This is a genomic window from Lactobacillus sp. wkB10 (assembly GCF_000760615.1).
GTDB classification, from domain to species: domain Bacteria; phylum Bacillota; class Bacilli; order Lactobacillales; family Lactobacillaceae; genus Lactobacillus; species Lactobacillus huangpiensis.
Window position 1 is genome coordinate 25,676 of record NZ_JRJB01000005.1, and the last position, 20,887, is coordinate 46,562.

18 protein-coding genes and 1 other RNA gene are annotated in these 20,887 nt (G+C 33.3%); 15 read left to right on the forward strand and 4 right to left on the reverse strand.

The genetic code is table 11. The features are described from left to right. Positions 1-69: 69 nt before the first annotated feature. From LACWKB10_RS04230 to LACWKB10_RS04275, 11 genes are all read left to right on the forward strand, one after another. A complete protein-coding gene (locus tag LACWKB10_RS04230) occupies positions 70-636 on the forward strand; it encodes a DUF1273 domain-containing protein (protein WP_034979137.1) in 567 nt (188 codons plus the stop codon). Between the two features lie 91 nt (positions 637-727). Then, positions 728-1,168, forward strand: coding sequence for a DivIVA domain-containing protein (locus tag LACWKB10_RS04235; RefSeq protein WP_034979140.1), 441 nt, complete (start codon positions 728-730; stop codon positions 1,166-1,168). 26 nt (positions 1,169-1,194) lie between these two features. Further along, an RNA gene (rnpB, locus tag LACWKB10_RS09975) (RNase P RNA component class B) lies at positions 1,195-1,564 on the forward strand. Between the two features lie 68 nt (positions 1,565-1,632). Beyond that, the gene (locus tag LACWKB10_RS04240) at positions 1,633-2,757 is read left to right on the forward strand and encodes a class I SAM-dependent RNA methyltransferase (protein WP_034979143.1); all 1,125 of its coding nucleotides are present in this window, start codon (positions 1,633-1,635) and stop codon (positions 2,755-2,757) included. Next, complete coding sequence (locus tag LACWKB10_RS04245; protein ID WP_034979146.1) at positions 2,754-3,983, forward strand: metallophosphoesterase; 1,230 nt, start codon at positions 2,754-2,756, stop codon at positions 3,981-3,983. Before LACWKB10_RS04240 ends, LACWKB10_RS04245 begins: the two co-directional genes overlap by 4 nt. A gap of 11 nt (positions 3,984-3,994) precedes the next feature. Further along, positions 3,995-4,327, forward strand: a complete 333-nt coding sequence (locus LACWKB10_RS04250; RefSeq protein WP_034979149.1) for a hypothetical protein — start codon at positions 3,995-3,997, stop codon at positions 4,325-4,327. A 216-nt stretch (positions 4,328-4,543) separates the two neighbouring features. After that, positions 4,544-6,220 carry a formate--tetrahydrofolate ligase gene (locus LACWKB10_RS04255; protein WP_034979152.1) on the forward strand — a complete coding sequence of 559 codons (1,677 nt, stop codon included), beginning with the start codon at positions 4,544-4,546 and terminating at the stop codon, positions 6,218-6,220. Between the two features lie 8 nt (positions 6,221-6,228). Then, positions 6,229-6,693: a signal peptidase II gene (gene lspA / locus LACWKB10_RS04260; protein ID WP_034979154.1), complete on the forward strand. Its 465-nt coding sequence runs from the start codon at positions 6,229-6,231 to the stop codon at positions 6,691-6,693. Beyond that, a complete protein-coding gene (locus LACWKB10_RS04265) occupies positions 6,686-7,597 on the forward strand; it encodes an RluA family pseudouridine synthase (protein ID WP_034979466.1) in 912 nt (303 codons plus the stop codon). The genes lspA and LACWKB10_RS04265 overlap by 8 nt, the downstream gene beginning before the upstream one ends. Continuing rightward, positions 7,598-8,653, forward strand: coding sequence for a carbamoyl phosphate synthase small subunit (locus tag LACWKB10_RS04270; RefSeq protein ID WP_034979157.1), 1,056 nt, complete (start codon positions 7,598-7,600; stop codon positions 8,651-8,653). A 2-nt stretch (positions 8,654-8,655) separates the two neighbouring features. Beyond that, positions 8,656-11,832 carry a carbamoyl phosphate synthase large subunit gene (locus LACWKB10_RS04275; RefSeq protein WP_034979159.1) on the forward strand — a complete coding sequence of 1,059 codons (3,177 nt, stop codon included), beginning with the start codon at positions 8,656-8,658 and terminating at the stop codon, positions 11,830-11,832. Positions 11,833-11,878: 46 nt separating this feature from the next. On the opposite strand, the gene LACWKB10_RS04280 is transcribed toward LACWKB10_RS04275, so the two are convergent. Next, positions 11,879-13,567: an NFACT family protein gene (locus tag LACWKB10_RS04280; protein ID WP_034979162.1), complete on the reverse strand. Its 1,689-nt coding sequence runs from the start codon at positions 13,565-13,567 to the stop codon at positions 11,879-11,881. A 356-nt stretch (positions 13,568-13,923) separates the two neighbouring features. On the opposite strand from LACWKB10_RS04280, the gene LACWKB10_RS04285 reads away from it, so the two are divergent. From LACWKB10_RS04285 to LACWKB10_RS04295, 3 genes are all read left to right on the forward strand, one after another. Beyond that, positions 13,924-14,337, forward strand: a complete 414-nt coding sequence (locus LACWKB10_RS04285) for a MarR family winged helix-turn-helix transcriptional regulator (protein ID WP_034979165.1) — start codon at positions 13,924-13,926, stop codon at positions 14,335-14,337. A gap of 75 nt (positions 14,338-14,412) precedes the next feature. Next, entirely contained in the window at positions 14,413-15,291 is an 879-nt protein-coding gene (locus LACWKB10_RS04290; RefSeq protein ID WP_034979168.1) for a DegV family protein, read from the forward strand. A 52-nt stretch (positions 15,292-15,343) separates the two neighbouring features. Continuing rightward, positions 15,344-15,982, forward strand: coding sequence for an NUDIX hydrolase N-terminal domain-containing protein (locus tag LACWKB10_RS04295; RefSeq protein ID WP_034979171.1), 639 nt, complete (start codon positions 15,344-15,346; stop codon positions 15,980-15,982). A gap of 14 nt (positions 15,983-15,996) precedes the next feature. Here LACWKB10_RS04295 and xerS read toward each other — a convergent pair whose 3' ends face one another. After that, positions 15,997-17,085: a tyrosine recombinase XerS gene (xerS, locus tag LACWKB10_RS04300; protein ID WP_034979173.1), complete on the reverse strand. Its 1,089-nt coding sequence runs from the start codon at positions 17,083-17,085 to the stop codon at positions 15,997-15,999. 1,392 nt (positions 17,086-18,477) lie between these two features. On the opposite strand from xerS, the gene LACWKB10_RS04305 reads away from it, so the two are divergent. Then, the gene (locus LACWKB10_RS04305; RefSeq protein WP_034979176.1) at positions 18,478-18,837 is read left to right on the forward strand and encodes a helix-turn-helix domain-containing protein; all 360 of its coding nucleotides are present in this window, start codon (positions 18,478-18,480) and stop codon (positions 18,835-18,837) included. Positions 18,838-18,878: 41 nt separating this feature from the next. Here the strand turns inward: LACWKB10_RS04305 and LACWKB10_RS04310 are convergent, their stop codons facing one another. Beyond that, positions 18,879-19,808 carry a manganese-dependent inorganic pyrophosphatase gene (locus LACWKB10_RS04310; protein ID WP_034979178.1) on the reverse strand — a complete coding sequence of 310 codons (930 nt, stop codon included), beginning with the start codon at positions 19,806-19,808 and terminating at the stop codon, positions 18,879-18,881. 128 nt (positions 19,809-19,936) lie between these two features. Beyond that, on the reverse strand, positions 19,937-20,872 hold the full coding sequence (locus LACWKB10_RS04315; RefSeq protein ID WP_034979181.1) for a LysR family transcriptional regulator: 936 nt from the start codon (positions 20,870-20,872) through the stop codon (positions 19,937-19,939). Positions 20,873-20,887 lie beyond the last annotated feature (15 nt).

Below are 20,887 nucleotides of genomic sequence, written 5' to 3' on the forward strand. Positions count from 1 at the left end.
AAATATCACTCCTGCTAGCATTATAGCAATAAAGAAAAAGTTTTTGAACAAGGAGCTATCTGTTTCATTATGCAAAGATTGTGGGTAACTGGATACCGTAATTATGAGCTTAATACATTTGGAGACAAAGACCCCAAGATAAAAATTATTAAAATGGTTCTAAAAAAACATATGATAAGCCTAATAGAAAATAACCAACTTGACTGGCTAATAACTGGAGCTAATTTGGGTGTAGAGCAGTGGGCAAGTGAGGTCGCAATCGACTTGCGACAAAAATATTCTTTAAGGGTTTCTATCATTGTTCCTTATGAGGAATTTGCCAGCAGATGGAATGAAAATAATCAGGAAAAGTATCTCTCTTTAAAACAGCAAGTTGATTTTTTTGCTTCCACTTCAAAAGAAACTTACCAAAATCCTGTTCAACTGCGCAATTATCAAAACTTCATGCTTATGCATACAGATAGAGCCCTGATGATCTATGACCCAGAAAATCCTGGAAAGCCCAAGTTTGACTATAATTTAATCAAAAAATACCAAGAAACGACAGAATATCCATTAGAATTAATTGATTTTTATGATCTGCAGGATGAAGCAGAAGAATTTCAGGAAAATCAAGATGACGAATATCAAGAATAAGATAACTTTGTTTTAAAATTAACATTTTAGTTTTAAGCCAGTCCAGTTTTTGCTAGAATAAAAGTGATATAAAAAGGAGTTGTATATTATCATGGCAGATTTAAATGATATTCAACTATCCACTCAGGATATTTTAAAAAAACAATTTAGAACAAAGGTTAAAGGTTTGGATCCAGATGAGGTTGATGCCTTTTTAGACAAAGTAATTGCTGATTACGATACATTTGAACAAATTATTGAAGATCTTTATGGTCAGATTGGCAAGCTTCAGGGAGAGTTGATGGACGATCGACATAAAGAAGATTCTATTCAAGAGCAAAAGACCAGAAGAGTCAGTCCAGCTGCTACTCAAGAATCAGTGCGGACTTATACACCGACCCAAGAACGTTCCACTCAGAGTTTCAGTCCAACAAATGAGGCAGATTCGCAAAAAGAAAATTCTACTAATATGGCTATCATTCAACGCATTTCGACTCTTGAACGGAAGGTATATAATTTGGAACAGCGAGTTTATGGGTTACAAAAAGAGTAAGCTTTGATATAATTTTTAATGGTGCAAATTTTGAGCAGTCGCGGTTTGATCTTGAAAAGGTCAGGCTGAGGAAAGTCCACGCACGCACGAGCTGCGATGCTTGTAGTGTTCGTATTTAGCCCAATAAGCTAAAGAATTTACAATTACGGCGAAAAAAGTGCTAAATCACTATTATGACATGCATGAATATTCTGAAAAGTGCCACAGTGACGAAGCAGAGGCGGAAACGCTTCTGGTGGAACGAGGTAAACCCTGCGAGCGTGCAACCCAAACTTGGTGGGGGCGTTTCAATCTAAGGAAATGAACTAAAGATTGGATTGCTAATATTTAGCAAAGATAGATGGCTGCTGAAGGTATTTATGCCACAAATACCTGAACAGAACGTGGCTTACAGAAATTTGCATTGGCAGCGTTGAGCTTTTCAAAGGGCTCAACGCTTTTTTTAAAGAAAAGAAAGAATAAAGATGGGAAAATATAAACTATATACAACTATGGGCGTTGGGTTTGAAAGCGTTGTTGCCAAAGAACTGCAGGCAATGGGCTATAAAACACACACTGAAAACGGGAGAGTCTTTTTTACCGGTAATGAAACTGATATTGTCAAAACCAATCTCTGGTTAAGAACAGCAGACCGAGTTAAAATTTTATTGAAGGAATTTAAAGCCACGGATTTTGATACTCTTTTTAACCAAGTATATGAAATTGATTGGGCAGAGTTACTACCTGTTGACGCTAAATTTCCTGTGAAAGGCAGATCAGTCAGGTCTAAATTACATTCTGAGCCAGGCATTCAATCAATCGTAAAAAAAGCGATTGTTAATAAAATGTCCGATCAGTATCATCGTCGCGGCTTCTTGCCTGAAAACGGTAATGAATATCCTCTTGATATTCATATAAACAAAGATATTGCAAGGCTTTCATTAGATACAACTGGGCCCAGTTTATTTAAAAGGGGTTATCGCATTGAACATGGAGGGGCTCCTCTGAAAGAAAACTTTGCGGCAGGATTATTAAAACTAACTCCATATGATGGCAGTCATCCCTTAATAGATCCAATGACTGGTTCTGGTACTCTTGCTATTGAAGCAGCCTTAATAGGAAAAAATATTGCTCCAGGAATTTGGCGCCAATTTGCTTTTGATGGCTTTGATTGGTTTGACAGCACTATTCATAATGAATTGGTTGCAGAAGCAAAGAATAAAATCAAACCACTTGAACAACCTATATGGGCATGTGACATTGACCAGTCTATTTTAGAAATTGCAAAATTAAATGCGAATAACGCAGGTGTGTTACAAGATATTTATTTTAAACAGGTTGCGGTAAAAGATTTTGCTACGGATTTACAAAATGGAGTTATAATTGCAAATCCACCATATGGTAAAAGGCTGAAAGATCGAGAATCTGCCGAAAATCTTTATAAACAGATGGGCGACTCACTTCTAAAATATGATAGTTTCAGTCAGTATTATTTAGTTGGAGATCCTGCTTTTGAAAAATTTTTTGGTAAAAAAGCTACAAAAAAGCGAAAACTATTTAATGGCAATTTAAGAGTAGATTTTTACCAATATTGGGCAAGAAAAAAATGATTACTGAAAAATCAAATACAGAGTTTTGGGTTATTACAGACACTCACCTAATTGCTGATAGTTTGCATGATAATGGCCATGCATTTCAACTTATTCAAAATACTAGTCAAGGTAAAGATCTTGCTTACCAAGAAATAGCTCTTCGCGCTTTTACTGATTTTGCTAATAAAAAGAAACCAGCCGCTATCATCGTTACTGGAGACGTAACTTTTAACGGAGAACTTATTTCTGCACAAAAATTTGCGGAAATATTTTCTCGTTTAAAAGCAACAAAACTATTGGTTTTACCTGGGAATCATGATATATATGATGGTTGGGCGCGTGCTTTTAAAGGTCCAAATCAACTTTTTGCTCATCAAATAAGCCCAAGGGACTGGCAGGAAATATTTAAAAGCTCATATGACTGCGCACTGAGCATTGATCCTGGTTCGCTAGCTTACAGTGTTCAATTAAATCAGCGTTACCTTTTAATACTGCTGGATTCCAATATTTATGGTAAACATGAGGCAAATGGTGCCCCTGCTACTGAAGGACAAATAAATGAGGAACAAATTATCTGGCTAGAAAAACAGTTGGAAAATGCTAAAAGAAATCATCTGAGACCCCTTCTATTTATGCATCATAATCTGTATGCTCATAATCCGGCAGTAAATCGTGGCTTTGTACTAAATAATGCTCAACTTTTACGTCGTCTGTGTGAGGATTTCAACATTAAAGTTGCCTTTTCTGGTCATATACATGCTCAAAATATAATTGGACCACTAGAAAGAACACATACGATAGAAGTGGTCACCTCAAGTTTTTGTTCATATGACCAGGGATATGGGGTAATCAAGGTAAGACCAGATAACATTAAATATCAGCGTCATACATTTAACATGAAACCATTTTTGAATAAAAAAGAGCTGGAAGATCAAAATTTAGCTCATTTTCACCATTATTTGAAGGAAATTCAAATAAAAAATTTAAAAGGAAATTCGAATAAGAAAGATAATTTTAGTAATGAACAATCTGAGCTTCTGCAAAAGGTAAATCATTTGTTTATAGAGATGAATTATCAGTATTTTACTGGTCACAATCATATCGAAAAGGAGCAATTAAAAAAATTATATTCTTCTCCAGAATTTAAAATTTTAGTCAATCAAAGACCTCGTTTTAGCAACTACATGAAAACTTTATTCGATACGACTGATCATAGCAATCTTGAAACAGAAATTTGGTATTGAAAAGGAGCCTTATGAGAAAAAAACATTTCATTATTTTAGGTCGCAGTGGATTAATTTATTTCAGCTGGGTATTAATAGTTCTTTTTTTATGTCTTATTTTCTTATATGAAAGTACAAAAATTTTCAACTGGCCGGCTTTAATTTGTGCCTTATTATTCTTGATATTATTAGTTCATACTTACTTTAATTCTTATTGGAACAATGAAATATTTAAGTTGCCATTTCGTGCTAAAGCAAAATTGACATCTGAACCAGCAATTATTTTCGACTGGCAGCTGCTAAAAATTTATAAAATCAGAATTGCTGAATTTGGTCAGTATTACTTATTAAGATTTGAAAAGTAAAGCAGGCAGACCTCTGCCTGTTTTTTACATCAGTTAAAAAGTAAATTTAGCGTAATTCTTAATTTGTGACTGGCAATGCATAAAAATTGATCAATATTTGTTATAATGACAATTGATTAAACAAAAGGTGGGACCTAAATTCTAATATGAAAAGGATATTACTTAAAATGAAGAGTTAGATTTAACAATTTACATTTATAGAAAGAGGCATGCGCAATGAAATCAGATATTCAAATTGCACAAGAAGCTCACGCATTACCTATTAATGAAATAGCCGCAAAGGTTGGCTTAAGAGATACTGACATTGAACCTTATGGTAACGACAAGGCTAAAATTAACTGGCAGGCAATAAAACGTACCATGGCAAACCAACACCTTGGTAAACTTATTTTGGTTACATCTATTTCACCTACTCCTGCTGGAGAAGGCAAGTCAACTATGACGATTGGTTTAGGAGATGCCATAAACAATCAGTTACATCAAAGAACCATGATTGCTTTAAGAGAACCGTCAATGGGGCCAGTTTTTGGCTTAAAGGGCGGAGCAACTGGAGGAGGTCAGGCACAGGTAATTCCAATGGAAGACATTAATCTCCATTTTACCGGAGATATGCACGCTTTAACCGCCGCTATTGATACTTTGGCAGCACTAGTAGACAATTATATCTATCAAGGAAATGAACTTAAGCTAGATCCTGACAGAATCCTCTTAAAACGCGGAATTGATGTGAATGATCGCAGTTTAAGAAATATTACTGTTGGACAGGGTTCAAAGTTTAATGGTGTTGAGCATAAATCAAGTTTTGCAATCACAGTTGCTAACGAATTAATGGCGATTCTGTGTTTGTCGACTGACATCAACGATTTAAAAAAGAGAATTGGATTAATGCTCGTTGGTTATACCATTGATGATCAGCCTGTTTTCGTTAAGGATCTTGGTTTTGAAGGTGCAATTGCTGCTCTTCTTTCCAACGCCTTAAAGCCCAACCTTGTACAAACTATTGAGCATACTCCTGCTTTAGTGCATGGTGGCCCATTTGCCAATATTGCTCATGGTGCAAACACAGTCATGGCAACGAATTTAGCCTTACACCTAAGCGACTATGTATTGACTGAAGCGGGATTTGGTAGTGATCTGGGTGGTCAGAAATTCATGGACTTTGTTTCTGAACATCTCGATAAAAAACCAGATGCCAGTGTAGTTGTGGCTACTGTCCGTGCCTTAAAATATCAAGCTGAAGGAACTACTGAGAACTTAAGTAAGGAAAATCTGTCTGCTTTACGCGACGGTTTTGAAAATCTTAAGAGGCATATGAATAATATGCGTAATTATGGTCTCCCAGTTATTGTTTTAATTAATCACTTCACTACAGACACTGAAAATGAGCTTAATCTTTTACAGAAATTGATCAAGGAACAAGGAATTGACTCTGTTGTGGTAGATTATCATGAACAGGGATCAAAAGGTGGCATAGAAGCAGCAAAAGCAGTCCTTGATTTGGCAAATTCTCAAAGTGGTCATCTTATTCCGACTTACCAAAAAGATGATGACGTTAAAACTAAAATTGCAAAAGTTGCGCAAAAAATATATCATGCCGCACGAGTAGAATATAGTGAAAAAGCGGAAAAAGATATTCAAGAACTGGAAAAAATGGGGAAGGATAAGTTGCCTGTAATTATTGCCAAGACACAATATTCATTCACTGATAATCAAAAATTGTTAGGTGCTCCAAATGATTTTACCTTGCATGTTAAAGGTGCCAGTTTAAAAAATGGAGCAGGCTTCATTGTCATAACCACCGGACATGTTTTAGACATGCCTGGGTTACCTAAGCATCCTGCTGCATTAGATATTGATGTTGATAACAACGGCAAAATTAGTGGCTTATTTTAAAAGTAGCAATGCAATTTTTATATTTAATTATTTCGTTATTAATAGTGATCTTCGATCAGGCTTTAAAGTCTTTTATTGCTGGTAACTATAGACTTGGTGAATCACACCAGGTTCTTCCTCATATTTTTTCATTTACCTACGTGCAAAACGAAGGTGCTGCTTGGAATATTCTTCCTGGTCAAATGGGACTTTTTTATTTAATTAGCATTATTGCCATCATAGTATGTTTATATTATCTGTTTATTAAAAAATTTCATAGTAAGCTTTTCAGTACTGGAGTTGCATTAGTTCTTGGGGGAATAATAGGTAATTTAATTGACCGGATTCATCTAAAGTACGTCATTGATATGATCCAAGTCGATTTTATTCAATTCAATATTTTTAACATTGCCGATTCTGCAATAACAGTAGGAATAATACTCGTTTTTATTTATCTTCTGTTTTTTGATGAAAGCGAAAAAAATAATGCCTGATAAATATCAATTCGTAATTCAGGAGGAAAAAGGTAGAATCGATAAAGTGCTCGCGACCAAAATTCCATCTTTATCACGCTCAAGGATCCAAGATTTAGTGCAAGATAAAAATATTTTAGTCAACAGCAAGGCAGTTAAAACTTCTTATAAGGTACAAAAAAATGATTTGATTTCAGTTAGTGTACCGAAGTTAAAACCTTTGGCAGTAGTTCCAGAAGATATACCGCTTGATATTATTTATGAAGATCAAGATGTAATAGTTGTTAACAAACCTCAAGGTATGGTGGTTCATCCGGCTGCTGGACATCCAGATCACACTCTTGTCAATGCTTTGCTGTTTCATACAAAAAATTTAGCCGAAAGTCCTGAAGGCTTTCGGCCGGGAATTGTGCATCGAATTGATAAAGACACATCTGGTTTATTGATGGTGGCCAAAAATGCTTTTGCGCGTGAAAACTTAGAGAAACAGTTAGCACAAAAGACTAACAAAAGGCTTTATTTAGCAATTGTACATGGGAATTTTTCTGAAAAATCTGGAACAATTGAAGCTCCGATCGGACGTGATCATTATGATCGTAAAAAAATGGCTGTAGTTGAGAAAGGTAAAAATGCAGTCACTCATTTTACTGTCCTAGAACAGTTTCAAAAATATAGTTTAATAAGATGTCAGCTTGAAACAGGGCGTACACACCAGATTAGGGTACACCTTGCGTATATTGGGCATCCCGTTGCAGGGGATCCATTATACGGACCACATCATACCTTAAAAGGTAATGGTCAATTTTTGCATGCTCAAGTTTTGGGATTCGAACAACCACATTCAGGCAAGTGGCTGGAATTTGAAATTCAGCCTCCACAAATTTTTTTGCAACAATTGGCTGACTTAAGAGAAAAAAGTGATTAAATGAAACGATATTTAATTCTGGAAAATGGTCAATCATTTCCGGGAGAGGGATTGGGAGCTTCAATAATTTCTACAGGTGAATTAGCAATTCAAACTGGTAATTTTGGTTATCAGGAAGCTTTAACTGATCCAACAAACACTGGTAAAATTTTAGTTTTTACTGCTCCTATGATCGGTGGCAATGGCATTAACGCAATAGATTATGAAAGTATTAATCCAACTGTAAAAGGAATTATTGCAAATGATGTAGCTCAAAATATTTCAGATAGTAATAACTTTCAAGATTTAGCTTCCTTTTTAAAGGAAAAAAACATACCGGCTATTTATAACGTTGACACCAGGGCTTTAGTTCATCTTTTAAATAAAGAGAAAACCATAAAAGCCTCAATCATGGACACAAATGACGAACATGCTTTTGATCAAATCAAAGCTTTAGTTCTGCCTAAAAACAAGTCTGCTACTGTTTCAACTAAAAATGCCTATGCGGTACCTAATGTGGGTAAAACTGTAGCTATTATCGATCTGGGATTAAAGCATTCTATGCTTAGAGAATTGTCTTTACGAAAAGTCAACGCTACCGTTTTACCTTATAACGTCTCAGTACCTGATATTAAAAATCTGCGACCGCAAGGAATTATTATTTCGGGTGGTCCAGGAAAAGTGGATGAACTCAAAGAGAATCTTAATCCTATTTTGGCAGCATTTTATAGGAAAATTCCTCTTTGGGGAATTGGTCTGGGCTTTTTAGCCTTAAGTGAATTTCTTAATTTTGAATTAGTTGCTTTGCCTCAATCATATAATGGCATTAATTATCCTGTTATTGACCAAAATACGAATGAGATTTGGCAAGTGGCGATGAATATAGATCAATTAGTACTGCCAAACAGCGTCCAATTTGAAATGGAAAAAGAATTATACGATCTCCACAGTGAGTTATTAGCTGGTTACAGTAATAAAGCCAATAAGGTAATTGGTACAGCTTTTAATGCTGAAGGTGCTCCTGGAAGTCTAGATGCTCTTCCTATTTTTGATAGTTTTGTAAAGATGATGGTGTAAAAATGCCTTTAGAGAATGACTTAGATAAAGTTTTAATCATTGGATCTGGCCCAACCTTGGTTGGTAAAGTATCTGAAACTGATTTACTAGTTGAAGATGCAATTCAAGCACTTTCTGAAGAAGATATTCAAGTTGTTTTAGTTAATCCCAATCCTGCAACTATTTCTACTGACAAAAAATCTGGGCTAACTGTTTATCTTGAACCAATGACACTGGAATTTCTAAAAAGAATAATTCGCATGGAAGAACCAAGTGCTATTATTTCTGCTTATGGCTCAACTACAGGATTAAAAGTTACACGAGAACTAGTTCAGGATGGTATATTGCAAAAAATGGGAGTTAGCCTGCTGACCTTGAACAAACAAACTCTCACAATGGATAATCATCAAAAAATGAATGCTTTTTTGGCTGAAAATCAAATTGAGGCTAATAAATATTGGAATTTAACTGATTTTAGTGCTGTTGATATTCAGAAACAGCTATCTGAAAAAGTTCAGTTTCCAGTAATGCTTATTAAAGAAAATACTTCAGCCAAAAATACACAAATTATTTTTGACAACGTTTCCGATTTGAACGAGTATCTAACAAAAGAAAGACAATCAGAAAGTTTTTCCTTTGGCAATTATCATTTGTCTGAAGATCTTTCCTCTTGGGAAGAAGTCATTGCAAACATAATTCGTGATAGCTCTGGAAATATCCTCTTTACCAATTTAGCTGATACTGTTGAATCCGTAGCTATTAATGCAGGAGATTCTGCTACAGTAATGCCAGCTTTAACGCTGAACAACGACCAAGTACAAAAAATTCGTGCAATTGCTAAAGTAATTGCCAACAAATTAAAAATCGTTGGAATATTAAATATTCATTTTGCTGTCAAACATGAGGGAACAAAGTTCTCTGTAAAAATTTTATCAATAAAACCGAGGTTAACACGCAGTGCAATTTGGTCAAAAAGAGTGGGATTGTACAGCTTAGGTTATATTGTATGTAAAGTAGCTATTGGCTACCGTTTAGATGAAATAACAGATCCCTTATCAGGTCTCAATGCTGCTGTTGAGCCAACCTTAGATAAAGTTGCAGTTAGAATGCCTTTCTGGTCATTAACACAATCCGGCAGCAACCATTATTTATTAGGTGCCAAAATGCAAGCCAGTGGTGAAGCAATCGGAATAGGAACGAATTTTGAATCCGCTTTTTTAAAAGGTCTTGCATCAACAGTTAACCTAAAAATGTCACTTAAGATTTTTAAAACTGAAAAAGCGAAAGAAAAAAACGAAATAGCAAGTGATTTAGAGCATCCCGATGAGTCACATTTAATTAAGCTTTTAGCTGCAATATCTAAAGGTTTCAGTTATCATGATCTGCAAAGAATTATTCATATTCATCCAGTTTATTTTCAAAAACTGGCGCATATTGTGGAGATAGGACAAAAATTAGCAGCTGGAAATCTAACAGATGAATTATTGATTGAAGCGAAAAAGAGAGGATTTCGCAACGCGTTAATTTCTGATCTTTCTGATACTGATATTAATGCGATCGAAAAGAGGCTTATAAGATTACATTTGAAGCCGGCTTATCAGCAAATAGATGGATCAGCGGGAACAATTAAGCCGTTGGTTAAGGCATACTATGGCTCATATGGAGTTCATGATGAAAGCCAAGTGTTATCTGCAGCTAAAAAAGTGCTAGTAATCGGTATGTTACCCTCGCAAGTTTCAGTTACAAGCGAATTTGACTACATGATTAGTCATGCAATAGATACTTTACATAATAATAATTATGCCACTGTTTTATTATCAAATAATGATGAATCTGTAGCAATTAGCTATAAAAGGGCAGATAAGGTTTATTTAGAACCTATAACTCTTGAAAGTATCTTACATATTGCTAAAAAAGAGCAAATAAAAGATGTTTTAGTTCAGTTCTCTGGCAAAGAAATGAATGCTTTATGTAAAAAACTAATAGAAAATGGTTTAAATATATTAGGCAGTAAAAACATTAATCCGAAAGATCGGATTGAGCAGGTTTTAACTAAACCATTAAAAAGTTTAGGTCAAAATAAACTTTTAACAACAGTTGATAAGACAGAGGCTAAAAATTTTATCAATGAACATGGATTTCCAATTCTCATTGGCGGATTTAATAATATGGGCGTTAAGCAAAAATCTGCTGTTGTCTATGATTTGCCAGCTTTAAAGAAATATTTAAAGGAAAATCAATTATCCAAGGTCAGTTTATCTCATTTTATTGAAGGAAATAAATATGAAATTACTGCCATTTCAGATGGTAAAAATGTCACAATTCCTGGTATTATTGAGCATTTGGAGCAAACAGGATCTCATGCGTCAGATTCAATAGCTGTTTTTAAGCCACAAAATTTAACAAAAACAGGCAAAAAGTTACTTACTGAATATGCTATTGAGTTAGTCAAACGCATAAATATGCGTGGTATATTCACGTTACATTTTTTGATTGTTGCAAAGAAAATCTTTTTACTGCAAATTAAGCCATATGCTGGTCACAATATTGCTTTTCTTTCTAAGGCAATTGGAAAAGATATTACAAATTGTGCAACGGAAGTCCTTATTGGCAAGAATTTACCTGATTTAGGCTATAAAAACGGTTTATGGCATTCAAATAATTTTATTTTTGTCAAAATGCCAGTTTTCTCATATATTGATTACCAAAGTGAAAATACGTTTGATTCAAAAATGAAGTCATCTGGATCCGTCATGGGGCGAGATACTGAGCTTGCAAAAGCTTTATACAAAGGCTATGAAGCCAGTGGACTAAAAATACCTAACTTTGGTACAATTTTTATTTCTGTTCGTGATGAAGACAAAGAAAAAGTTACGTCATTGGCTCAACGTTTTTATCGTCTGGGTTTCAAAATAATTGCTACTGAAGGTACTGCTAATGGCCTAGCAGAAGCTGGAATAACCACAGGAATTGTTTCCAAAATTAGTCATGGTTCTCACAGTCTGTTAGATAAAATACGACAACACAAAATTGATATGGTGATTAACATTACTAACTTATCTGATTCTGCTAGTGACGATGCAACCAGAATACGTGATGAAGCTTTGAATCAGAATATACCTGTTTTTTCAAGCATCGAAACCACAGAACTTATTTTGGGTGTTCTAGAATCGCTGGCGTTAACTACACAGCCAATTTGACAATAAAGCGAAAATGAAACGAGGATGAATAAATCATCCTCGTTTTTTAGTTTATTCTTTTGCTTAATACTCGTTCTTTTTCGGGGGTTACTTCAATTGAATTTTGTCCAGTATAAATTACGAAACCAGGTTTTGCGCCATTAGGTTTTTTTACTCTTTTATCCTGCACATAGTCAACCTGTACATGAGCTGAATTTTTAGCTTTAGAAAAATAGGCCGCAATTTCCGCAGTTTCTAAAATATCTTTTTCTGTTGGTTGATCAGATTGCAAAATGACATGCGAACCAGGAATATTTTTTACATGAAACCAAATATCAGTTTTATTAGCTTTTTTTAAGGTGAGCCAATCATTTTGTAAATTATTTTTACCAACTAAAACAGTTTTACCAGATGAAATGCGAAATTTATTGAGGTTTTTCTCAGTGATTTTCTTTTTACGTTTAGGTTTCTGAGGTTTTTTAATGTAGCCTTGATTCATTAATTCTTCGTTAATTTGATCGATATCTTGTGGTTCAGCATTATCGATCGCGGTTTGAATAGTATCAAAATAATTTAAATTGTCTTGAGCTATTTTTATTTGTTCTTTAACGTGTTTAATTGAATCGCGCAGCTTTTTATACTTGGTGAAATATTTTTGACCATTTCGAGCAGGAGAGAGTGCCGCATCAAGCTTAATTTTTAGTGGTTGATTATTATCATAATAATTAGGCAGGTCAATTTCAGTCATTCCCGGTTTAACTTGGGACAAATTTGCATTAAGAATTTCACCTCTAATTCTATATCCTTCAGAATTTTCAGCTTGATCCAATTGCTTTTGGAGCTTAACTATTTTTTTGGCTAATTTTTTATGCTCATTTTTTACAACTCGTTCAATTTGACTTGACTTTTGTCTTACCCAATCCTGATTTGATTGATATTGATAAAAACTGTCTAAAGCATGATTAATATCTGGATCAGAACTTTCTTTAGTTAGGTTAAGATGGTAAGGCAAATAAGGAAAAATCTTTCGCTTATTATTTGGTGTTTTCAGAATAAAAGCACCTTTTTTATTAAACTGACCCATAAACGTTTTAAAAGACGAATAAGAAAAATCGTCTTCCAAATAACCTGCAAGCTCTTGACGATCGTCTCGATCAATCCCCCCAATCTGACCGGCGAATTTTTCAGGATCGGAATTCGAAGCCCTTTTATTAAACTCTGTTTCCGTCATCTTGAAACCATCAATACCAGATATAAGAGGAGGTAACTCATATTTAGCTTTAGGTAAGAGCAACCGCACTCTATTTTCATCAGGATTAATTCTTTTGAGCAAATCAATTATACGTCCATTTTTCTGGTGATAAAGAATAACATTGCTATGTCTGCCCATTAGCTCCAACGATAAGACTAACTGAACTTGATCTCCAAGCTCATTACGATTACTAAAATAAAAATTGACAATACGGTCAACTCCTAGTTGGTCAATTGACTGTAGAATTGAGCCTTCTAAATATTTACGTAACACCATAACAAAAGTTGGTGCCTTATCAGGATTAGCAATAGTTTGCTCAGTAATATAAAAACGTGGATACTGAGCGTTGGCAGATAATAGTAATTGTATATTTTTTCTGTCTTTTCTAAAAGTTAGCACTAGATCTTGTTCAAATGGTTGATAAATTTTGGAAAGCCTGCCACTTTCTATTTTTGGTTTAACATCATTTAGCAGGCTATGTATAAACAAACCATCAAAAGCCATAATATCACCTCAAAACACGCTTTCTATTATACCAAGTATTAGGCGATAAGTGCTTGTTTAAAATATATTTTATTTATAATCTTAAAATAGAGTACCACTAATTATATAGTAATCATTTTTGAAATAACTAAAGAAATCATTGCAAAAAACTGATATACTGGTAATATAGATTTAAAGTTATCAGTATAAATATTTATAAGCTAAAAATAATAGTAACAAATATTACTATACAATTAAGCATGAATGTTTCACAACTTTTCGTTTAGCTTTTTATGCATTTTCATGCTTTTAATATTGCTTAAATTTAAGTTTATAAAATATTTTTATGTTTTGTTTTAATCAGAAAAGGTAGTTAAATGGACGTTTTATCTTTTAGCACAATTGCTGGAAATATTAAAAACGAAATAAATAAAAAGTGTGGGTTAAATCTTTCGCAAACCAGAATTTTGCTTTATTTTTACCATAATGGTAATACTGCTTTAAAAATGGGAGATTTAGCTGAAAAATTAAAAATATCACTTTCAACATTAAGCAGACAATTGCAGCAAAAGAAAACCATGAGTTTTGTAACAATTAGAAGGTCAGAAAGTGACTCAAGCAAAACAGTTCTGTTAAATGATCAGGGTTTGGAAAAAATTTCTGAATTGAGAAATGTTTTAAAAGAAATAGAAGCATCACTTTTGCATGGTTTATCAGAGCAAGAAATAAAAGCATTTGACCAAACTTTTGCTAAACTCGTGCAGAAAACAGAAAGAACAATTTCACTATAGTTGATAGTCGAAACACTTATTTTTTTATGCTATAATTCTTGTATGTTGTACACACAAAAGCGAAAGGTAAATTAGATGAAGATTGCTTTAGTTACTGATAGTACTAGCGCCATAACAAAACAAGAGGCAGAAAAAAATAACATTATTGTTGTTTCAATTCCAATAATTATAGGTAAAAAAGAGTATTTGGAAAATGTCGATATAACTTCTGATCAGCTTTTTAAAATGCAGAGAGAGGGATTAGATTTCCCTAAAACTTCTCAGCCAAGTACCGGCGATTTAATTCGTCTTTTTGATAGCCTAAATGATAAAGGTTATGAAGCTATTATTGCTATTACACTTTCCAGCGGGATTTCTGGTTTTTATCAAACATTATGTAATATTGCTGAAAATCATCCAAAATATAATTTACATGCAATTGATACAAGAATGACTGTTCGCTTACAAGGAAATTTGGTTTTGGCAGCAGCCAAAATGATAAAAAATGGTCTTGATCTGGATACAATTTTAACTCGACTCGAAAAGATCCGTTCAACTATTGATGAAATATTCGTGGTTAATGATTTAAATAATTTAAGTAGAGGAGGGCGCTTAAGCAATGCCGGTGCTTTTATCGGCTCAATGCTAAATATCAAGCCGCTGCTTACTTTTAAAGACGGCAATATAGTAGCTTTTGACAAAATTCGTTCTATGAAACGAGCTTTTATAAAAATTAAAAAATTAACGGTAAAGAAAATAGATCAATTGCCTTATAAAGATAAAATCAAGCTCTTTATTATTGACTCCAATGACAGCAGTCAGGTAGACGAAGCTAAAGCATTTTTAACAGAAAAATTTCCAGAGCAAAACATTTCCGTTACGAAATTTAGCCCTGTTATTGCCACGCATCTAGGAGAAAAGTCTTTTGCCATTGGATGGATGATTGATATTGATAAAATCGATTTGACTAAATAAAAGCAACCTTTTGTAAGATTGCTTTTTTTGTTACAGAAATGTGAGGATACGTATGAAAAATCAAATGGATCAAATAACAAAATGGGCTGTAGAGTTACAGAGTATTGCTCAAAACGGTATAGAATATGGTTATGATCGTTTTGATCGGGAGCGCTACGAACAAGTAAGAAAAATTGCTACCGAAATGATGGCAGCAAAAACTGGACTATCAATAAATGTTGTTAAAGGCTTGTTCAGTAGTGATGATGGGTACCAAACACCTAAAGTTTCTACTAGAGCTGCAATTTTTAGTAAACAAAAAATCTTACTGGTTAAAGAGACTACAGATAATTTATGGTCAATGCCTGGTGGTTGGTGTGAACCAAATATAACTGTTAAAGAAAATTGTATAAAAGAAGCCGAAGAGGAATCTGGGCATAAAATTGAAGTTGAACAAATTATTGCAGTGAATAACCATTCAACTAATATTTATGGTAAAAAGCGAATTAAAAGAGCTATTAATGTTTGTAATGTCATCTTTTTATGTAAAGACTTGGGTGGGAAATTTTCAAAAAATACCGAGACTGATAAATGTTCATTTTTTGAACTCGATAATTTACCACCTTTGTCATTGCCACGAAATTCTTTAGCAGAAATAAAAATGTGTTTTGAAGCGAATCAAAATCCTAACTGGCAAACAAAATTTGAATAAAAACAGGCTCTGTATCAAGCTTGTTTGTGATCACTGTTCTTTTTATCTGCCTCTGAAATCTCATTTAATGCAGCACGCTGCTTTTTTTGATCAACATGAGTATATAAATCGGTTGCTGAAGTTCCTTTTTGGCCCAGTTGCTGAGCCACCAACACTTGGTCTTTGGTTACACCATATAGTTCAGAAGCCACTGTGTGACGTAATTTATGAGGAGTGAGGGGGTGCCCAAAAGCAGCTGAATATTTATTGACCATTTTCTCGATAGCGCTCGTAGTGATCCGACGTGTTTTATTATGCCAGCGAGTCAGGAAAAATGCTGAATCGCTTTTGACTGCCAAATAACGTTGCTTTCTTATTTTCTTATACTCTCTGATGTAAACCAACGTCCATTCAGCAATTGGCACGCTGTCTCGTTGGCCACCTTTGCGGGTTACGTCCAATGTAGCCTTTTTAAAATTAATGTCTGGCAGATCAATTCCTGCACATTCAGAAACTCTGATTCCAGTTCCTAAAATTAAAGCAATAATTGCCATGTCGCGCTCTTTATTTGCTTTAAATCCTGGTAAAGCATGCTTATTGCATTTAAATTCATAATTATTTTCAATAAAATCCAAAAATTGGTATTTTAATTTTCCTGTGTACATGTGTGATTCAAGAACATGGGCCCGATAGTTTAAAGTTTTTGTGTTATTAAGAGAATCAATTTTGAGCATGACATTGCGTTCAAAGTAGGGTTTGCCATTTATATTGTCAGCAGTAATGGTTAAAAACTTGAAAAGAGATCTCAAGGCATTAATAGACCGATTTATTGTTGTAGGCGAATTCAAGTTGCCTTGCTTATTTTTAGTATGACCTAAATAATTAATGTAAAGCATAATGTCATTGCGTTGCAGGTGAGCTAAAGTTTGAGTTTCAATACTTTTGTTATTTTCAGCTTTTGAAATGCCTTCATGACGGAGCCAGTCAAAAAATCTTCTGATTTCTGTTAGATACTGATAGGATGTAGCTAAAGAGTGACTTGTGCCAAAATTGTATTCTTTAACAAAATCAGGCATTTTATTTAATTCTTCATCAATTAGATCTAAATATTTCTTTGTTTCCACGTAATAAATTTCTCCTAGCTTCAATTATTTAGTTACATGATTTATTATAAAACAAAACTAGAATGTATGTTTGTATCGTGTATACTTATTATGGAATAGAGGAGAGGGAAAGGCGAAAATTACATTTGATGAAACAAAATACTGCTTTGGTATTTTAAAGATAAATCTTTTAAAAGTTTGAATTGAAATTTCGCCTTTAATTGAAATTAATCTAAAAAATCATATTCAGCTTTGCTAAAAGCATTCAACGAATACAAAATAACTGAGCTTGTTTATTGTTTTAATATCTTTCATTAAAATTATAGTTTTAATGAAAGCAACTATAAAATTATTTAATAGTTAGCACATTTAGAAGTTAAAAAAATTATGCAAGCAGACTTTTTATACTTAAAATTGAGATTTTAACCATTATTACTCAACTGTTATCAAAGCAATTCTTAATTAACTTAATTAAAATATATCAACGCAATTTTATAGACTTTCAATATTAATTAACAAAACACTTTTATTAATAAAAATTCAAGTCGTTTCTGATGAGACTCAAAGGCAACTCGATGACCAATTGATAAATTAATTATGCATTCATTTTGATTTTAACGAGCTCTGAATTGACCTGTGACAATCTCAAAGTAAAATTATTTTGTGTAAGTCAAATGCAGTCTCAATCTCATACGTTCTCTTTCAATTTTTTTGTTTTACTTTACATAATATATATTATACGAAGTTATATTGATAAAAGCAGTTACCTTTGTCTTTGACACTACTCTCTTTTCATCAAAGTATATCTGATTATTAAATTAAACTACTAACTAGCAAAACCAGCTTTTTATTTCTATTGTCATTAAATTTGCTTTTGAACAAAAATTTTTGTTGTATAAAAAATCCATAATTTTAGCAAGAAAAGATTTTATTTTACATTATACAAAATAAAACTTATTGATTGTGAAATTTGTAAATTAAATAATTACTAAACCCTTTTTATCATATCCAATATTAATTGATTTATTTAAAGTTTTCACGTTATAAGTGTAAAAATATAAATAAAAGCGCTTTCTATAATTGATAACTATATAAAAACAATTGGATTTTGATTTTTTACTTAAGCGCTTTTCTACTTGCCCCTCTAGCAAGCGAATGCACGCTTTGATATAATATTTGCCACTCTTTCCTTTTTCACTTTAAGTTTAATTAGTTGGTGCCTTTTTATTTTATTTTTCCAAAAAATAGCTTACAATACTATGTGGGGTATAGTTTAAAACATTTAGTTTGAGTATAATTTTGCCAAAAGCAAGTGTTTTATTCATTATTATTTTTGTTTTATTGTTCAATTCTATAATTAATCTGTTATTATAGAATATGGAATTATTTTTTTGAAAGGGTTGAATTTATTCCATGAGTATAAATTTAGGAAAAGAAATATGTCGTAGGCGGCGCGAACAAAAGTTGACCCAGGAGGATCTTGCTGAATTAAGTGACTTATCGGTTAACTTTATTTCTCGTTTGGAAAGAACAAAGAATCAAAACATCAGTATTCAAAAGCTTGACTCAATTGCCAGAGCTTTAAATACAACTACACCAGATATTATCATGAATGCTTACCGTTTTAAGGAAGTTAAGGTAGAAAATCATCAAGATAATACTCCTGTATTTATTAAGAAGGTTCTTAATGAACTTAGAAAAATGTCACCTGACAAAGCTGAAAGAGTATGTAAATCATTCATTATTTTGGCTAAGGAAATTAACAAAGATTAAAAAAAGCACGAAATAGATTTTACTATTTCGTGCTTTTTAAATTACTTAAATGCTTCAGTTAATGGTGGAACAACCTGTTTCTTCCTTGAAACAACACCAGGTAAACTGATTTCTGAATCTTTAACTTCCCCAAATGCCTTTTCAAACGAAGCCAAAGCTTCGTCTGAACCTATAACTAATGCAGTTGAGTCTGAATCGAGTACATTAGTTATAAGCAGCATAAACAAATCATAGCCCTCTGAATTTGCTGAATCTTTCATAGTTTTCAGGAAGGCTTCTTTGCGTTCTAATGCTTCTGGCAAGTCAACCACATTAATTTGAGCTACTCGTACATTTTTGCCATTTAATTCAAATGATTTGGCATCTAAATCGATTAGTTCTTCTTCTGATTTACTTGCTATATTAGTTCCAGCTTTTAATTCTTCCAAGCCATATTTTTCGTAATCTACGCCAGCAATTTCGGCAAGTTCCTTAACGGCTTTTTTATCTCTATCAGTAGTTGTTGGCGATTTTAGCAATAATGTGTCAGAAATAATGGCAGAAAGCATAATACCAGCAATATTCTTAGGAATTTCAACTTTAAAATGCTTATAGAGACCAAACATAATTGTACTGGTACAACCTACCGGTTCAGCAAGATAAAATAAAGGCATACTGGTATTGAAATTCATAATTCTGTGGTGATCAACAACATGAGTTACAGTAACCTGATCAATGTCTGATACACTTTGCTGTGGTTCATTATGATCAACAAGCATTACTTCTTTAACTTCATTTGCTGCTGTTTTGATCACTCTTGGCGCTTCAAAACCAAACTTCTTTAATGCAAAAGCTGTTTCATCATTAGGTTCGCCTAAAGCAACCGCCTCTGTGTTGTAACCCAGCTTATTCTGCAAATATGAATAAGCTATAGCTGTACCAATTGCATCTGTGTCAGGATTTTGGTGACCAAAGACCAATTCTTTTTCCATTAGATTTCCTCTTTTTCTTTTTAAAATTTTACTTATATAATTAGTTTACCTAATAAAGGCTATTCTTGACAGAACAAATTATAAATTTTTGTCTTACCTCAAAAAACTTACAAGATTATGTGGCAAAATCAGTCTTCCAAAAACTTTTTAAATTCTTTCAAAAAGTTTTGTATACGTGGAACTTCTTTTTTACCCTTTCGATAAATAAGTGAAATTGTGAACTTTTTAATGCCTTTTAAAAATACAGGTACCAAATTAATTTCACTTTGATTTAGGCGGTAATAAGAGTCACTTACAATTGTATCATAGCCAGTGTCCTGCGCTGTCTCAACCATCTCCTTGGTAGAAGTAAAAGTTAAAGGAACGTTCAGACCATTTCTTGCATTCACCTTACTGCCTAGCTTGCCTTTAAGTATCTGAGTTAAATAAAAGCTATCTGGATAAAGAACCCATTTTTTTCCTAAAAACTTAGAAACTGGATAGGACTTCCCTGCTTCAACACTTCTATCATGAGTTAAGATAGTTAATTTATCTTGAGTAACTTTCATTAATTCGTATTGATTTTGTAAATTCGTCTGACTCTTTTTAGTAGTTTCAGGAAGATAAAGCATTGCTAAATCAACCAAATTATTATCAAGATTATACCAAAGATCTTTACGATTGAAATAAGAAACACTGATAGTTATATTGGGATAGTTTTTATTAAATTCAACCAAAAATTTTCTAAGAAGATCAGAATTGACGCTTTCTAAAACACCAATTGCAATATTGCCTTTATCAGCCTGAGTAAACTCTTGTATATCGCTAACAACAGAGTTAATAGTCCCGAGTAGCTTAATTGCCCCCGTTTGCAACTGCTTACCAGCTTCAGTCAAATAAAGCTTTTTTCCCATTTGTCCAAACAGTGGTGTTCCGATTGCATGTTCAATTTTCTTTATCTGCTGAGTTAAAGCCGGTTGAGTAATACCAAGGATTTGAGCAGCTTGAGTGTAGTTCATGGTATCAATTAATTGCAAAAAATAATGTAGGGATTTGGTTGAGAGTATTGTATCTGTTTTAGGCATAAGATTATTCCTTCT

What these genes read in the sequence shown, in the direction of transcription:
- LACWKB10_RS04230 (WP_034979137.1), top strand. Translation starts at nt 70, where the DNA reads ATGCAAAGATTGTGGGTAACTGGATACCGTAATTATGAGCTTAATACA.
- LACWKB10_RS04235 (WP_034979140.1), top strand. Translation starts at nt 728, where the DNA reads ATGGCAGATTTAAATGATATTCAACTATCCACTCAGGATATTTTAAAA.
- LACWKB10_RS04240 (WP_034979143.1), top strand. Translation starts at nt 1,633, where the DNA reads ATGGGAAAATATAAACTATATACAACTATGGGCGTTGGGTTTGAAAGC.
- LACWKB10_RS04245 (WP_034979146.1), top strand. Translation starts at nt 2,754, where the DNA reads ATGATTACTGAAAAATCAAATACAGAGTTTTGGGTTATTACAGACACT.
- LACWKB10_RS04250 (WP_034979149.1), top strand. Translation starts at nt 3,995, where the DNA reads ATGAGAAAAAAACATTTCATTATTTTAGGTCGCAGTGGATTAATTTAT.
- LACWKB10_RS04255 (WP_034979152.1), top strand. Translation starts at nt 4,544, where the DNA reads ATGAAATCAGATATTCAAATTGCACAAGAAGCTCACGCATTACCTATT.
- lspA (WP_034979154.1), top strand. Translation starts at nt 6,229, where the DNA reads ATGCAATTTTTATATTTAATTATTTCGTTATTAATAGTGATCTTCGAT.
- LACWKB10_RS04265 (WP_034979466.1), top strand. Translation starts at nt 6,686, where the DNA reads ATGCCTGATAAATATCAATTCGTAATTCAGGAGGAAAAAGGTAGAATC.
- LACWKB10_RS04270 (WP_034979157.1), top strand. Translation starts at nt 7,598, where the DNA reads ATGAAACGATATTTAATTCTGGAAAATGGTCAATCATTTCCGGGAGAG.
- LACWKB10_RS04275 (WP_034979159.1), top strand. Translation starts at nt 8,656, where the DNA reads ATGCCTTTAGAGAATGACTTAGATAAAGTTTTAATCATTGGATCTGGC.
- LACWKB10_RS04280 (WP_034979162.1), bottom strand. Translation starts at nt 13,567, where the DNA reads ATGGCTTTTGATGGTTTGTTTATACATAGCCTGCTAAATGATGTTAAA.
- LACWKB10_RS04285 (WP_034979165.1), top strand. Translation starts at nt 13,924, where the DNA reads ATGGACGTTTTATCTTTTAGCACAATTGCTGGAAATATTAAAAACGAA.
- LACWKB10_RS04290 (WP_034979168.1), top strand. Translation starts at nt 14,413, where the DNA reads ATGAAGATTGCTTTAGTTACTGATAGTACTAGCGCCATAACAAAACAA.
- LACWKB10_RS04295 (WP_034979171.1), top strand. Translation starts at nt 15,344, where the DNA reads ATGAAAAATCAAATGGATCAAATAACAAAATGGGCTGTAGAGTTACAG.
- LACWKB10_RS04305 (WP_034979176.1), top strand. Translation starts at nt 18,478, where the DNA reads ATGAGTATAAATTTAGGAAAAGAAATATGTCGTAGGCGGCGCGAACAA.
- LACWKB10_RS04310 (WP_034979178.1), bottom strand. Translation starts at nt 19,808, where the DNA reads ATGGAAAAAGAATTGGTCTTTGGTCACCAAAATCCTGACACAGATGCA.
- LACWKB10_RS04315 (WP_034979181.1), bottom strand. Translation starts at nt 20,872, where the DNA reads ATGCCTAAAACAGATACAATACTCTCAACCAAATCCCTACATTATTTT.